This window comes from Pseudoalteromonas sp. MelDa3, from assembly GCF_002863625.1.
GTDB lineage: Bacteria > Pseudomonadota > Gammaproteobacteria > Enterobacterales > Alteromonadaceae > Pseudoalteromonas > Pseudoalteromonas arctica.
Window position 1 is genome coordinate 1 of sequence record NZ_PJBR01000060.1, and the last position, 15838, is coordinate 15838.

Sequence of the window (15838 nt, forward strand, 5' to 3'; positions counted from 1 at the left end):
TTCAGTGTGATACAAACAATTATTCCTATAGAACGTTTATTTATATATGTTTTAAAATAAAATTAGGTTAAAGCTGAGTTACTTGAGATAATTAATACTGACATAATTATTTAGGTTCATTATGAAACTATTAGTTCGTAACTTGTCTCGTGCTACCACTGAGCATGAGCTTCGTACTTTATTTGCAGAGCACGGTAAAGTGACTACCTGCAACTTGGTACTTGATAAAGAAACTGGCCAATCTAAAGGCTTTGCCTTTTTAGAAATGCCAAACGACATAGAAAGTAAAAGCGCCATTAAAGCACTTAACCAATCTACTGTTGATAAAAGTAAGATCCGCGTAAAGCTTGCAGACGCATAAAGCTAACTGCAACTTATACTAAAAAACCAGCTAATGCTGGTTTTTTGCTTTTAGTGCCAAGTATTGTATTTAAGCTTTATATTTAGCTAAAAAAACTAAGCGGTTATTAAGCCGCTTTTTTTATACTTATAGTGCCCAATATTATAAAAGAAGCAGACAGCACAAAAAATGTCTCCTGCTCAGCTAATATTGCAGCAGCAAAAAATGCAATGCCACTAGCTATAAATAAATACCCACTTTTTTTACATTGGCTCATTATGTGCTCCCTTAGGTTGTTCGTTATTTATACACCTTATCAAATCAATCTGCAATTGAATGAAAAGTTCTCTATAAAAATTCGACATCGCTGCGGTGCTTCCTTTATATTGAAAGCCTAATTAAATAACAATATGAAGACTATGGCATCTACTCTTTTAAAAAGCGCTAGCCTAAGCCTGCTAGTTGCACTCTTTGGCTGCTCAGAGCCTGCAAGCCAACAAACCCCATTAGAAAATACAGCCGGTGTAAGCCTTAGCAATATTAAACAGCATATTAAAACGTTAGCCTCTGATGACTTTCAAGGCCGAGGCCCGCTTACTCATGGCGAAGTGAAAACAGTAGGCTACTTAAGCGAGCAATATAAAGCGCTGGGTTTAACCGGTGCTTATAAAGGTAAATACTTACAGCCTGTAAAAATGGCAATGGTGACAGCTAATCAGGACATGCAGTTAAAGGTAGGTGATTTGAGCTTTGAATCAGGCAAAGACTTTACCGCACGTACCGAGCAACTTCAGCCATTAATTGATGTAAGAAGCTCTGACGTTGTATTTGTTGGCTATGGTATTAATGCGCCAGAATATAGCTGGAATGACTATAAAAATATTGATGTAACAGATAAAACAGTGGTTGTGCTAGTTAACGATCCAGGCTTTGCTACTCAAAACAATGCCCTTTTTACTGGTAATGCAATGACCTACTACGGTCGCTGGACTTATAAATATGAAGAAGCCGCTCGCCAAGGTGCAAAGGCTGTATTTATTGTTCATGAAACAGCACCTGCGGCATACCCTTGGGGCGTAGTTGAAAGTTCAAACACCGGCACTAAATACACGTTAATGGATAACAATTTAAACGCGTCTAAATTACCGGTTATGGGCTGGCTAACACTTGATGCGACTGAGAAAATGTTTAACGCCGCAAAGCTAAACTATCAAGATTTAAAGCAAGCAGCATTAAGTGATGACTTTAAAGCGACGCCACTTAACTTAAAAGCAAACCTTGCCTTTAAAAACGAAGTGTCACGTGCCAAATCACATAATGTAGTTGCACAAATTACAGGTAGCGAATCACCTGACGAATACGTTGTTATTAGCGCTCACTGGGACCACTTTGGTACTAAACAAACTGATACCGGCCCTAAGATTTATAACGGCGCGGTAGATAACGCTTCAGGCACTGCAGCCACGCTTGAAATAGCACGCATCATGAGCAAAATGAACAAGCAAAAACCATTTAAACGCTCAATTATTTTTGCTAACTTTACAGCAGAAGAAACGGGGTTAATTGGTTCTGAAGAATTTGCATCGGGTGCGGTTGTACCTACAAAACAAATGGTCGGTCTTTTAAATATTGATGGCATGAACGTGCTTGATGGCACTGACTACATTTTACAATACGGTAAAGATTTATCGACAATGGAAAACTATTTAGCAAAGGCTGCAAAATCACAAGGCCGTGTTGTTAAAATGGACCCTCGCCCGCAAAATGGCTTGTTTTTTAGATCAGATCATTTCTCGCTTTCTAAGCAAGGCGTGCCTAGTTTATTATTTATGAGCCTGGGCGATACCGATCCTGAGTACATTGCGCATAAGTACCATAAAGAAGCAGACGACTACTCAGCTGATTGGTCGTTAGGTGGTGTTAAGCAAGATATAGATCTTATTGTTGATATAGCCACACAGCTTGCAAACAATGGCGATTGGCCAAAGTGGACGAGCGAGTCTGACTTTAAAGCCAAACGCACGCAAGATAAGCAATAAATAACTATTAATAGTTATGTAATATAAAAATCCTCCTACTTGGAGGATTTTTGTTTTAAACGAGCCCGCATTAATAACGTTTCGGCCTTTGCCCCTAAATAAACATAAATAGCCAGGGCAATTAAAAGCCCTACCACTGCAAGCATCATCGCTATTGCAGGCATTAAATACTCCGATTGCCCCAGCGCCGCTTTAAACATAGTTAACAGCGCCTCAATTGATATAGCAATTAACACGGTAGATATAAACCGTGTAATAGTGCGCCGCGTAGATGAGTGCCTAAAAATATCCTTATGCATAAGGATTTCTTCTTCGAGTATTGTTTTACCTAAATCGAATACTGCTAATGCTAGGGTGATGTAAATAATGATACTAAAGGGTTCAAGTGGGTCTGATGAGGTATCTACATGGGTTAATAGTGCGTATATATCACTAAAAACAATATTCAGTAAAAATAACACTAAGCAAAATAAGCACGCAACAATAATACCGTAACCCGCTTTGAAGTAAGGCGACATATTAGCGCGCGCAGTATCACCCATTACAAACTCAATAAGCTGCGTTAAGCTCACATCAACGACCAAGTAATGTTGATTATTAATTGGTTTTTTTAGTTCTTTAATCGCTGATATACATAAATGGTTAGTCGCTATAGAAATGTAGGGATCAGTAAAGCACACCCTATCACTTGTTTTAGCGTTCAAAAAATAGGGGCGCTCGCTTAAATCTTGTTGATTACCACTTTCACCTAGTTTTTTGCTATATGCCCGTTTAAAGCAGACATTATGACCCTGCTGCAAACCTTCTGCATTTAAACAATATTGTAATTCTAAAAATGGGTACTGCTTAATCAGGTAGCGGGTATCACGCTCCTTAGTTAACCCATCCTCAATGCTCATCAAAATAGATTCAAGTAAGCTGTGTATTACATGCTCATATTCGTGGTAGCGCTCAACACTACTGATATAACTCATTCGCGCCATTTTAAATACTCATTAACCTAAGTTATAAATAGATTTGCAAGTTTAAAACCAATAATAAAATAACCTAACAATCAGCAACTTAATGATATTCAAACTCGTGTTTTGCACTACTTTGGTGACTAAAAGGTAATATATTAAATTAAATGCACAAAAAAGCAGCTAAGTATTAATTACTTAGCTGCTTTGTGAGTATGACTGGTAAGGCTTTACGACTAACTTAAATATAGAGCCTGTTACTGAACCTTCGAAAACTCTTCTTTAGATAATTCGCCATTTCCATCTGCATCTAATTGATCAAAAAGCTGTACTAGTTGCGAGTTTACTTGGGCTTCTGTTTTACTAATTACGCCGTCGCCATCAGTATCAAAAGAATCAAAATCCACCGCAGCAAACGCCGCTGAAGAAGAAGCAAGGGCTACAAGTGGTAGGGCGTGTTGATCTTTGGTGGGTGAATTTGCAGCAGTATGTTTGGTTTTTAGGCAAGGCAGAGCCTATGTAGTGTGGTTATTCCCCATAAATTGGCGATAACGCAGCATAATTCCAAACATGCGCTGCCCTTTGGGTTCTTTCTAGGGACGATTAACTCTTTGTTGCTCGATTTTTACTTAGCCCACTAGGTTACAAACCTCGCGCCGCGATTTAATCGTCCCTAGATTGAACAAATTTCAATCCACAAAGATCAATACGCCCTAAAGTTTTGTGTAATGTTTTCATAATCGTTTCCTTAGGCTTTGAGCCTGATTAGGGGTGACCTGATTAGAGGTAAGAAGTCCTTTTCAAAGATCCTTTAGGAGTAAAGTGTTTATAAATTAATATTCAAAAAAATCATTTTCTGTCGGACCACCGCTACTTTGAACATTTAGCTCGTCAAATTGCTCTATCACTTGCACCGATTCTTCAGCTTGACTAATTGAAGCGTTGTCGTCTGCATCGAGTGTTTCAAAGTCTTTGTTTGCAAATACTACTGACGAAGAAACAATAGCCATAAGTACAAATGTTGATTGTAGCTTTTTCATAATTTAATCCTTCAAAAGTATGCGGTGTCCTAAATAAATTTGCTCTATAGTGCTCTCTAGTCACTTCCTGGTTATTCTTTTTAGTAGGCTCCCTTGCCTACTTAGGTTGTCTTTGGCAACTCAGAATTTAGATAACATTACAGAGCATTAACTGCTTAAGGCTTTAATTTTAGGCCTTAGAAAACTCATCTTCGGATAGCTCACCATCTTGGTTTGTATCGAGTTCTTCAAATTTGCTTAAAAGCTCAGCATCTACTGAAGCTTCGGCTTGGCTGATTGCGCCATTACCATCTACGTCTAGCGTATCAAAATCTGTTGCTGCAAAAGCCGCTGATGAAGAAGCTAGTGCCATTAGTACTAATGTTGATTGAAATGTTTTCATAATAGTATTCCTTCATTGGGTTGTTGCGATTAAGGCCTTTGGCTTTCATCACGTTTTGCTTAATACACTCTAGGTATTACAACTTCGGTGCCACTTTTTATTTATTATTTGAAAACAATGAGTTAAACGATGTAAAACGAAAGAAGCTTAATTTGGGGAGGTGTTATTGTTGCTATTTAGCAACAGCCATTTAACTAAAAACAATAAGCCATTATAAATCAATTAGTTAAGTTTAATTAAAAAGACACACTTTTGCTAAAAAGCCAATAAGGGGGGTGTTTAGGTTAGTCTTCAAAATAAACTGAATATGAACATGGAAGTAACATAGGATTTATTCGCGACTATTAAATAATTAATTTTCTTATAATCAGTAAGTTACATTTTTTTTGTGATTTATTATAAAAATTTTGGAAGGATATTTTGAAATTAACTGTTTTGTTGCCAAATGGCGAATTTACCTAGGAAGGTTCCAATGTTAAAGCTAAGTTGTAGCATTCAACTCATAATTTAATGCGCCGTAAAATATAGGTTCGCTTGAGTTAAGCAAACCTACATCGTGTGCCAGCTATCTGCAAATGTGCCGCTATTGGAGTGAGGTAAATTATGTAGATTTAAACTACTTCCACCCTTGTAGCCACTTTTGGTTATCTTTTAAATCTCGCCAACTAATTGGATATTGATTTTTTGACATAACAGCCTCGGTAATACATTCAATTACGTTGCCATCCTCATCAAATTCCACCTCAACAATAATGAAGTGTTTTTCTTTATTTATAGAAGGTGTTGCGGTCCATTTACTATTCAATAATTTTTTAGGGTTTAATTTATTCATTTAATGTAACCACTCCTACTCATAACTTATATGAGGCAACTATACGACCCCAACACCTACTTAGTTCAGACTACTGCGCAACTAGCTTGCCTTTGTACATTTGCATTTGGCAATGAAAGTCATACTCACCGGCTTCAAGCGCAGGTAGTTTAACTGTATTGCCATCACCCATTGCCAGCGTTTTACTTATATCAAGCTGTGGAAATGCCACGGTTTCGGCGCACGGCGCGCTGTCTTTTCTATCAAAGGTAAGTACAACCTCTTTGTTGGCTGCCACTTTAATGTGTCCTGGCTTATAAACACCGTTATCAACGACTATCGTTACTTTGTTGTCATCACTTTGTGTTTGCTCTGGTTTGTATAGCCAAAACCAATAAATAATTGCGGCTATTAACAGTGCACCACCTATATTAATCATCAACATAATGTACTCCTTAGCTTAAATTACGATTTATTTGGTTTGAAAAAACGTAAGCGATTAGCGTTACTTACCACTGTAAGCGATGAAAGTGCCATAGCTGCACCTGCAACAACAGGGTTAAGTAGTATGCCAAAAAATGGATACAACACGCCGGCTGCAATCGGAATACCCGCCACGTTATAAATAAAGGCACCAAATAGGTTCTGTTTAATATTTAAAATAGTTGCACTACTCACTGCAATTGCATCAGCAAGGCCATGTAACGAACCACGCATTAAGGTAATGTCTGCACTTTCTATTGCAACATCGGTACCTGTGCCAATTGCAAACCCTACATCCGCTTGCGCAAGTGCGGGGGCATCGTTAATACCGTCACCTGTCATACCCACTATTTCACCGTTTGCTTGGCGCTTTGTTACTTCGTTTACTTTGTCATCGGGCATTACTTCTGCAATAAAGTCATCAATACCAACTTGCTTAGCAACGGCTCGTGCAGTGGCTTTGTTGTCACCTGTTAGCATAACTAGGTGGATACCTTTATCTTGCAGGCGTTTAATAGCTTCAACTGAATCCTCTTTAATAGGATCTGCTACCGCAATAATAGCTTGGAGCTTATTATTACTTGCAAAATACATGGGCGTTTTAGCATCACCGGCAAGTGTTTGAGCTTGCTCGGTTGCATCATCAACGGCCACATCGTATTTATCCATTAGCGCTTTATTACCAAACAACAATGTTTGCCCGTCAACACTGCCGGTTACACCTTTACCTGTAATTGCGTTAAAGTCGGCTACTTTACTTAAAGCTAAGCCCTGCTTTTTAGCGTGTGCCGTAATTGCTTCTGCCAGTGGATGCTCTGAGCTACTTTCAAGGCTTGCAACACGTTGCATTACTGTATTTTCATCACTGTTGTTAAACGTAACTACATCGGTAACTTGCGGTGTGCCTTGAGTAATCGTGCCTGTTTTATCTAAAATCATGGTGGTGATTTTAGATGTTGTTTGCAGCGACTCACCATTTCGAATTAATATTCCTGACTCTGCAGCTTTACCAATACCCACCATAACCGACATAGGGGTTGCGAGTCCTAGCGCACAAGGACAAGCAATAATAAGTACGGTGGTTACCGCAACTACGGCATAAGCAATTGATGGCTCAGGTCCAAAGTTTAACCATGCAAGGCCAGCAAGTACTGCAATAATCATGACTGTTGGTACAAATATTCCTGATATAACATCAGCTAAGCGCCCTATTGATGGCTTAGAGTTTTGTGCACGCTTTACCATATTGATAATATTGGCAAGTGTGGTTTCGCTACCAATGTGCGTGGCTTTAAATAATAAAGTGCCACTTTTATTAATACTTCCGGCAACAACTTTGTCGCCCGTTTTTTTGCGGACGGCCATTGGCTCACCAGTAAGCATTGACTCATCAACCGTACTGCTGCCTTCAATAACATCGCCATCCACAGGGATTTTTTCACCCGGGCGTACGCGTACTTCATCATTTTTTACAACATCACTAATGTCGATGTCTTGCTCTTGCCCATCGCGAATTACGCGTGCAGTTTTTGGTTGCAGGCCAATTAAGCGTTTAATTGCTTGTGAGGTGCGCCCACGTGCTTTTACTTCAAAAGCGAGCCCTAAACTAATTAAACCGATGATCATCGATGATGCTTCAAAATATACGTGTCTTGCAACTTCCGGTAATAAGTTTGGTGCTATTACCACAAACATTGAATACAACCACGCAGTACCTGTACCAAGCGCTATTAATGTATCCATATTGGCAGCATGGTTTTTGAATGCCTGCCATGCACCGTTGTAAAATTGTTTACCTGATATAGCCATAACCACAAGCGTGACTATACCCACTAAAAACCATGCTATTCGTTGTGTGTCGGTGGTCACACTCATGTCAAAAATAAGCCCGTATATCATTAACGGTGCACCGACCCCTAACGCTAATATCATATTACGCATTAGCTTTTTATAATGTGCCTCATCCGACTTTGCTTTTTCATCAAGTGCATCTTGATCAGACTCGTTACTCATTGGCTTAGCTGAATAACCAATGTTTTCGACTGCTTTAATAAGCGTGCTTTCGCAAGCTTTACCTTCTACACGGACAGTACGCTCAGCAAAGTTCATTTCCACGTTTTGCGCGCCTTGCACGCTATTAAGGGCTTTTTCAATTTTAGCCACACAACTGCCGCAATTAGCGCCTTCAATAATAAAGTTTTGCGCGGTGTCTTTTGTATTAGTCGTCATTACGCTGCTCCTTATTTGCAGAATCATTTATTGGATCAACAAAAGATTCTATTAAACTACACACGTCACTGGCATTTGCACCATCGGCTGATGTATCCCATTGCTCCAGAGCTGCATGCATTCTGTTTCGTAATTTTAATGTTTCTTGAAATAGTGCTTCGGTTTCTTCTAGGCGTTTAGTAATGAGTTTACGCGTTAACGGACAAGGACAATTCCCCTGCTCTGACTCGCCTATAATGTGTTGAATATCTTTAAGTGAAAAACCTAGTTGACGAGAGCTAATAATAAACTTTAAACGATGCTGGTCTTGCTTTGTATACTCTTGATAGCCATTTTCTTCACTGCGTATTGGGTTAAGTAACCCAACACGTGTGTAATGACGAACAGTATCGGCAGTCACGCCCATTAACTTGGCGAGTTGTTTAACATACATAATTTAGCTCCGTCGTGTTTCAGTAGCTTCATAATAAACCTAGGTGCAACACATAGGTCAATGACTATTTTAAAACTAATAAAATAATACCAATTCGCTTAATTAAGTAACCTATTTAAGACAAGAAAATAGTGTTGATAACAAGGCAAAGGTTTCGTTATTTAGTTGTTATCACTAATTGCCTCTGCATCCATGCAGTCGTATATCAAAATGTTTAACGCAGTTAACGCCGAATTTAATCCCTCAAATTGATTAAGTATTGTTGGTTATTGGTATAGTGACACAAACATAATTAACTTAAGCTGATATCGGCCGTGTATTATCTGGAGGGGGGTAATTTAGGAGAGAAGCGCCTAAGTAAGGCGCGTATTAATCTAAGGGCGTGTTGATCATTGGTGGTTTAATTTACAGCAGACTGTTTGGTCTTTAGGCAAGGCAGAGCCTATGTAGTGTGGTTATTCCCCATAAATAGGCGATAACGCAGCATAAATACCAAACATGCGCAGCCCTAGTTTGATTCGCTACGGCTTTGCTCTAATTCGTCGCTTAGTTGCTGCGCTAAAGTTTGTATTTTAGGCATAGCATCTTTCATTAAGCTTTGTGACATTTGCATAGACTCTTGCATTACAACAGGCATTTTTTCAAGTATTTTTTGCCCTGTATCTGTTTTATAAAACGCTAACATATCGGCAATTTCTTGCTCACAAATGTTTGTCGTACACGCTAATCATCATCGGCTGCATTTTGGCCCAGCTCATTTCGGTTTTTAATACCGTCGTCATGTCGCTGTAGTATTTATCAAAAATTGCCTGTTCAGAAGGCTTAACGCCCATTTGGTCTGACATGCCTTTCATCATGCCTTCAACCTGGCCGTACATAGAATCAACCATTGAATCTAAATTCATTACACTAATAAGTTCATCTATTTTTTGCTGCTTAGTATTTTGTTCAGCATACAAACTACTAGAAAAAATCAGTAATGATAAAAGTAGTACCTTACCCATAATAATATCCTTTCATATAAATAATCGTTTTATAGTTACATTATTAATTAGTCTTGTAAAGGGTACAAGCAGTCACTAAAAAGGCCGAATAAAATGAATTTATTCGGCCTTTTATAAATATATTTTTATGTTAATCGTCTTCTACATTATCTAGGCCTTTAGTGCCTTCTTTGGCTTTTAGCTTATGATGAATAGCTGACTTTATTAGCATGTAACCACTAATCGGTGCCGTAATTAGTAAAAATATAGTAATGAGTATTTCTTTAACACTTAGGCCATGCCCTGAATTTGCAAAATAAACCATAGCTGCAATTAGCATACTTGCCATGCCCAACGTTGTTGCTTTAGTTGGCCCATGCAAACGCATAAAAAAGTCAGGTAGTTTAACTAAGCCTATTGAGCCAATTAAAATAAACGTACCACCAAATAACAATAATATTGATACAACCCATTCGCTGATCATGTTTTCACCTTATTCAATTATATCGCCACGTAGTAAATACTTACACACTGCAACTGTACTTATAAAACCGAGCATGGCAATAAGCAGTGCAGCTTCAAAATAAAGCCCTGTATCCATACTAATGCTATATAAAATAATCAGTGCAATGACGTTAATGTACATTGTATCGAGCGCTAAAACACGATCAGGCACTGATGGACCAATGATCAATCGCCATAAATTAAGCAATAATGATAAGCCAATCATCGAAAAAACAATGAGTAATACGGTGTCTAACATTGAAATATCTCCTTTAGTGGAGCTTCGTAGCGTTGTTTTATTTGTTTGATAAGTGCTTCTTCATCTTTAAGGTCAAGCACATGTATTAATAAGTAGCGTTGTGTTGGCTCTTCACCCTCAGGTAACGATTCAGCAATTGGGTAAACCTCTGCACTCACTGTACCGGGTGTAAGCGATACACTACTGGCCAATATGGTAATTGGCATATCATGAGTTAAATCTATCGGTACTTTTATAAATGCCGGACGCAAATTTTTAGATGGCCCAAGTATAAGTAAAGCCACTTGTAAATTTGCTACGACAATATCGTACAGCACAATAAGCAACTGCTTAAGAGCCAAGCCCGGCTTTAAAATTAGTGGCTGAGGCTCGCGAAGCGAAAAACTTAATATTGGGATAAGTATTGCAAAAATAGTCGCTAATACTAAGTGCCCTACCGACACGCTATTATTTAACAATAGCCAAACCATAAACAAAAATAAGCTACGAAATGGCGTTGGTAACCAACGAAAACGGGCTTGTAATCTCATCACATGCCTCCTTTAAGTACAGCATTAATACCGCCGCTTATATCATGTAACTGAGTAGCAGCACCTAGCATGTATTCACTTATTGGTCCGCCAAAAATAACGAGCAATGGCGAACACGCAAGTAAACCTATAATTACAATTACCTGCAACGGGTGTGCATTTGCACAATCTGCGTTTTCGCTATTTTTACTTTTATGCTCCCAAAACAAGGTCGTGCCAGCACGCGAAAGCGCTACCAACAACGCAAAGCTTGTTACTAAATATACAGGCCAAAATAGTAAAGCTTGCTCACTATTTAATGTGGCTTTAAGTATCCAAATTTTACCTACAAAGCCTGATAGTGGCGGCATACCAACTACAGTTAAAGCTGCAACAATAAAGCACACACCTAATAAAAATGGTTGTTTAACAGAGCGACCCGCTACTAGCCTATCACCAACTTTACCGCGCTGCGTAGAAACAAGGTCTGCTAGTAAAAACAGTGCGGCACTAACAAGTGTTGAATGCACTAAATAATATAAAAGTGCAGCAGTGGCATTTACATTTTGCAATGCAATTAGCGCAACCAACGTACCTACCGATACTAATACTAAGTTAGAGGTGAGTTTACGTAAGTCTTGCGCTGCCATAACGCCAATGGCACCCACTATAATGGTGGCAATTGCTAAGCCCCAAAGCCAAGGCTGCGCCATATGTTCAAGCGCTCCTGCTTGTTCGCCAAATATCACCGTGTAAACACGAAGCATGGCGTAAACGCCTACTTTGGTCATAATCGCAAACAATGCTGCAACTACAGGTTTAGCGCTTGAATACGTATTTGGAAGCCATAAATGCAGAGGTAATAGTGCGGCCTTTAAAGCAAATACAATTAATAGTAATAAACCACCTGCTTTTGCTAGGTATACATCATCGCCCGAAAGCTGTGATACTTTTTGCGCCATATCTGCAATATTAAGCGTACCAAGTACACCGTACAAAATACCCAAACCGATTAAAAATACGCTTGAGCCAACTAAATTTAATATTACATATTGCAGTGCCGCACGAGTGTTTTGTTTATCACCTGCATGCATTAACAGTGCATATGATGCAATCAGTAACACTTCAAAAAATACAAATAGGTTAAATAAATCGCCAGTTAAAAACGCGCCATTTACACCCAATATTAAAAAATGAACAAGTGGATGATAAAAGCTGCCCTTTTCATCATCGCCAGCACTACCATATAAAATAGCGCCCAAACCTAAAAGTGAAGTTAACGTAACCAATAAGGTAGATAACATGTCAGCGACTAAGACTATCCCAAATGGTGCAGACCAACTACCAATAGCGTAAACATTAATACCTGTATTATTAATATGTACAAGTAAAAGCACACTAATGGCAAAAGTAGCTATTGCCATTACAATTGAAACTAAGCGGCGAATTTTGACGCTTTTACCACATGGCGGCAGCAATAAAATAACTGCCGTCAACATAGGTAATAAAATAGGTAGCGAAGCTAAATGTTGGATCATTTTTGCTCCTTATTATCTGCAGAGGTGTTAGGCACATAACCATCAACATGGTCACTACCTAAATCGGCGCGCCCACGTATTGCCAAAATAACCACAAATGCGGTCATCGCAAAACCAATCACTATTGCAGTTAGTACTAATGCTTGAGGTAGAGGATCGGCGTATTCTGTGCCAGTACCAAGTACTACCGCTTTATTAATAGTAAGGCGACCTGCTGAAAACAAAAATAAGTTAACAGCATATGAAATCATAGTAAGCCCAAGTACTACAGGGAACGTACGAGCTCTTAGCAGTAAAAACACACCGCAACTGACCAATACTCCAACGCAAGATGCGTACAATAATTCCATTAAATATTTACCTCTTTTTTCTGGGTATCTGCTGTCATATTACCTAAGCTTGCTAAAATCATTAATGTAGCGCCTACAACAGTTAAGTAAACACCTAGGTCAAATGCAATCGCGCTGGCAAGCTCTGTTTTACCGACAAACGGAATATCAAAGTAGTCAAACCAAGTTGTTAAAAATGGCTTATCGAAGAACCAACTACCCACACCTGTAAACAAAGAAATACCAATGCCTGAAGCTATAATTTTGCGATAATTAACATCAAAACGTTCGTTTATCCATGCTGTACCATGCGCCATGTATTGCAAAATAAACGCGATTGACGTTACCAGTCCTGCAATAAAGCCACCACCAGGTAAGTTATGCCCACGTAAGAAAATATATGCAGAAACTAATAACGCAAGCGGTAATAAACTTTGTGAAATACTCGCCAGTAATATTGGATGGCGCTCTCGTGCCCATGGGCGCCCTTCGCTGTCGCTTGCTGGCATAAATAATGGAATTCGAGAAAGTACTTTAAATATACCTAATGCGGCAATGCCTAATACGGTAATTTCACCAAGCGTATCAAAGCCCCTAAAGTCGACTAAAATAACGTTAACTACGTTAGTACCACCGCCACCAATTTTAGCGTTAGCAATAAAGAAGTCTGAGATTGAATCTAGCGGGCGTGTAAGTAATGCATAACAAATACTCGCGATAACTACACCTAACGTAGAGGCTATTGCTAAGTCTCGAAGTACGCGTAATGAACTTGATTCTTTTGGCGTATGCTGCGGCAAGAAAAACAATGCCAGCATAAGTAAAATAATAGTAACAACCTCAACAGTTAGCTGCGTAAGCGCTAAATCTGGAGCAGAAAAGCGTGTAAATACAACCGACACCATTAATCCTACAATTGAGAGCATTAATAGCGATACCATTCGAGAGCGATGCCAAATAACGGTGGCAAGAGCACCAATAATCAATAAGCCTGCACCAATTGCATTGTGCACATCAACAGGCGTAAGTGGCATGCTACCAGCAAGTTGTTGCATTTCAAATAATGGCCAACCCGCACACAGCAATACTACCGCTAGCATAATTACAAGGTAGCGCTGTAGTGATCCATTTTCTGTACTGCTTACCTTTGACTGACACCAAGCAACAACACTTAAAATTACACGTTCAAACGTCTTTTTAGCGTTTAAAGGTGGTAACGATGCTTGAAATTGAAATAGATATTTACGATTAATATAAATAAATAAGCCGCCAGCAATCGCCATCGCACTCATTAGTAGAGGCAAGTTAAACCCATGCCAGATAGCCAATTCGTAAACTGGCATTTCTTTTCCAAGTACAGCTAAAGACGCCGCAGATAAAATGCCATCAATTGTAAAGTGCGGGAACATACCCACTAACAAACAAATCACAACGAGTATTTCTATTGGTACACGCATATAGCGCGGTGGCTCATGCGGCGTACGAGGTAAATCAATTGGTTCACCATTAAAAAACACGTCATGAATAAAGCGTGCTGAGTACGCAACAGCTAATGCACCTGCAACAGTTGCCAGTACTGGAATTAACCACGACATAGAACCAAGCACTTGCTGATGCAGCGTTTCTGCAAAAAACATTTCTTTAGACAAGAAGCCATTTAGTAAAGGAACTCCTGCCATTGCAGCCGCCGCGACCATCGCAAGCGTTGCAGTGTATGGTAAGTATCGCCACATACCATTTAATTTACGCATATCACGCGTGCCCGTTTCGTGATCAATAATACCAACGGCCATAAATAACGACGCTTTAAACGTTGCATGGTTAATTATGTGAAAAATAGCAGCAACAGTCGCAAGCTCAGTATCAAGTCCGAGTAATAGCGTTATTAAACCCAAATGGCTTATTGTTGAATAGGCTAACAAGCCTTTTAAGTCGTGTTTAAATAGTGCTATATAAGCACCAAACAACAGCGTAGCTAAACCCGTTAACCCGACAAGTAAAAACCAAGTATCGGTGCCTGCCAAAGCAGGATGAAAACGTGCTAACAAAAATATACCGGCTTTTACCATCGTCGCAGAATGTAAATACGCGCTTACTGGCGTAGGCGCTGCCATTGCATGAGGAAGCCAAAAGTGAAATGGAAATTGTGCCGATTTAGTAAACGCACCCAGTAGCACCAATACCAATGCTACTTCGTATAAATCATGAGATTGAATTATTGCTTTACTCGCTAGAATAACATCTAGGTCGTAACTACCAACAATATCCCCTAATAGCATCAATCCAGCAAGTAACGCTAAGCCGCCCGCGCCTGTTACAGCAAGCGCCATACGTGCGCCTTTTCGCGCTTCTGATTTATGCCACCAAAAACTAATTAATAAAAATGAGCTGATGCTCGTTAATTCCCAAAACAACCACAGTTGAATGACGTTGTTAGACATAACAATACCAAGCATTGCAGTCATAAATAGCATTAAGTAACTATATAGCTTAGCCATTGAGTCATTAGCGCTTAGGTAGTAACGGGTGTAGAGGATAACGAGCAAGCCTATGCCTAAAATCATAAACATAAACAATAAACTGAGGCCGTCTAACCGCAGAGACAAATCGAGTCCTATTGACGGGATCCAAGCTAAAGAATAACGAATGGTTTCGCCCGCTAAAACGGCAGGTGCATGGTATAGAGTAATCCCCAAAGCCGTCAAAGGCGCAAGAGCCGTTAAACTAGTGCTTAAATTGCGGGATAACTTACCTGTGCATGCAGAAATAACACTGCCAATTAAGGATAACAAGGGTATCCAGAGCAAAGTCATAATGTAGGGCCTTTTATTATCATAAGTTTATTAGGGCATCTCTTTTTAATACTAAGTGATGCTTTTACTGCCTGTTTTTAAACGACATTAATGACTATAGTTATACTGAAAAACACTGATTTTGTCTATAAAAAGCGGTTCTGTATGGGTGTTTTTTAAACAAGAACTAACAATTTATTAAGCCTAA

The 15838-nt window shown here is 39.2% G+C and carries 16 protein-coding genes and 2 pseudogenes; 2 read left to right on the forward strand and 16 right to left on the reverse strand.

What is annotated here, in order from left to right:
* Positions 1-121: 121 nt before the first annotated feature.
* Positions 122-361 carry an RNA recognition motif domain-containing protein gene (locus CXF89_RS11960; RefSeq protein ID WP_007585551.1) on the forward strand — a complete coding sequence of 80 codons (240 nt, stop codon included), beginning with the start codon at positions 122-124 and terminating at the stop codon, positions 359-361.
* A 106-nt stretch (positions 362-467) separates the two neighbouring features.
* Here CXF89_RS11960 and CXF89_RS21190 read toward each other — a convergent pair whose 3' ends face one another.
* Complete coding sequence (locus CXF89_RS21190; protein ID WP_007585545.1) at positions 468-617, reverse strand: hypothetical protein; 150 nt, start codon at positions 615-617, stop codon at positions 468-470.
* A 142-nt stretch (positions 618-759) separates the two neighbouring features.
* Between CXF89_RS21190 and CXF89_RS11965 the strand changes: the two genes are divergently transcribed.
* Complete coding sequence (locus CXF89_RS11965; protein WP_121954707.1) at positions 760-2379, forward strand: M28 family metallopeptidase; 1620 nt, start codon at positions 760-762, stop codon at positions 2377-2379.
* A 35-nt stretch (positions 2380-2414) separates the two neighbouring features.
* Here CXF89_RS11965 and CXF89_RS11970 read toward each other — a convergent pair whose 3' ends face one another.
* The 15 genes and pseudogenes from CXF89_RS11970 to CXF89_RS12040 form a co-directional block, all read right to left on the reverse strand.
* Positions 2415-3362 (reverse strand): PDC sensor domain-containing protein, encoded by a 948-nt coding sequence (locus CXF89_RS11970; RefSeq protein ID WP_121954708.1) that lies wholly within the window; start codon positions 3360-3362, stop codon positions 2415-2417.
* A 233-nt stretch (positions 3363-3595) separates the two neighbouring features.
* A pseudogene (locus tag CXF89_RS21195) lies at positions 3596-3790 on the reverse strand (EF-hand domain-containing protein); the annotation flags it as partial.
* Positions 3791-4171: 381 nt separating this feature from the next.
* On the reverse strand, positions 4172-4378 hold the full coding sequence (locus CXF89_RS11980; RefSeq protein ID WP_121954710.1) for a calmodulin: 207 nt from the start codon (positions 4376-4378) through the stop codon (positions 4172-4174).
* A 169-nt stretch (positions 4379-4547) separates the two neighbouring features.
* Complete coding sequence (locus CXF89_RS11985) at positions 4548-4760, reverse strand: EF-hand domain-containing protein (RefSeq protein WP_007585535.1); 213 nt, start codon at positions 4758-4760, stop codon at positions 4548-4550.
* A gap of 616 nt (positions 4761-5376) precedes the next feature.
* Positions 5377-5592 (reverse strand): TIGR02450 family Trp-rich protein, encoded by a 216-nt coding sequence (locus tag CXF89_RS11990; RefSeq protein WP_007585532.1) that lies wholly within the window; start codon positions 5590-5592, stop codon positions 5377-5379.
* A gap of 70 nt (positions 5593-5662) precedes the next feature.
* Entirely contained in the window at positions 5663-6016 is a 354-nt protein-coding gene (locus CXF89_RS11995) for a cupredoxin domain-containing protein (RefSeq protein WP_121954711.1), read from the reverse strand.
* 20 nt (positions 6017-6036) lie between these two features.
* Entirely contained in the window at positions 6037-8283 is a 2247-nt protein-coding gene (locus CXF89_RS12000) for a heavy metal translocating P-type ATPase (protein ID WP_121954712.1), read from the reverse strand.
* Positions 8273-8716 carry a MerR family transcriptional regulator gene (locus tag CXF89_RS12005; RefSeq protein WP_121954713.1) on the reverse strand — a complete coding sequence of 148 codons (444 nt, stop codon included), beginning with the start codon at positions 8714-8716 and terminating at the stop codon, positions 8273-8275. Before CXF89_RS12005 ends, CXF89_RS12000 begins: the two co-directional genes overlap by 11 nt.
* Before the next feature lie 508 nt (positions 8717-9224).
* Positions 9225-9720, reverse strand: a pseudogene (locus CXF89_RS12010) (DUF2059 domain-containing protein).
* Positions 9721-9850: 130 nt separating this feature from the next.
* Entirely contained in the window at positions 9851-10183 is a 333-nt protein-coding gene (locus CXF89_RS12015) for a Na+/H+ antiporter subunit G (protein ID WP_007585525.1), read from the reverse strand.
* A 9-nt stretch (positions 10184-10192) separates the two neighbouring features.
* Positions 10193-10462, reverse strand: coding sequence for a K+/H+ antiporter subunit F (locus CXF89_RS12020; RefSeq protein WP_007378493.1), 270 nt, complete (start codon positions 10460-10462; stop codon positions 10193-10195).
* Positions 10456-10992, reverse strand: a complete 537-nt coding sequence (locus tag CXF89_RS12025; protein WP_007585523.1) for a Na+/H+ antiporter subunit E — start codon at positions 10990-10992, stop codon at positions 10456-10458. Before CXF89_RS12025 ends, CXF89_RS12020 begins: the two co-directional genes overlap by 7 nt.
* On the reverse strand, positions 10992-12509 hold the full coding sequence (locus CXF89_RS12030) for a monovalent cation/H+ antiporter subunit D (RefSeq protein WP_024591620.1): 1518 nt from the start codon (positions 12507-12509) through the stop codon (positions 10992-10994). The genes CXF89_RS12025 and CXF89_RS12030 overlap by 1 nt, the downstream gene beginning before the upstream one ends.
* On the reverse strand, positions 12506-12859 hold the full coding sequence (locus CXF89_RS12035) for a Na+/H+ antiporter subunit C (RefSeq protein WP_010554685.1): 354 nt from the start codon (positions 12857-12859) through the stop codon (positions 12506-12508). The genes CXF89_RS12030 and CXF89_RS12035 overlap by 4 nt, the downstream gene beginning before the upstream one ends.
* Positions 12859-15651, reverse strand: a complete 2793-nt coding sequence (locus CXF89_RS12040; RefSeq protein WP_121954714.1) for a monovalent cation/H+ antiporter subunit A — start codon at positions 15649-15651, stop codon at positions 12859-12861. The genes CXF89_RS12035 and CXF89_RS12040 overlap by 1 nt, the downstream gene beginning before the upstream one ends.
* Between the last annotated feature and the right edge of the window lie 187 nt (positions 15652-15838).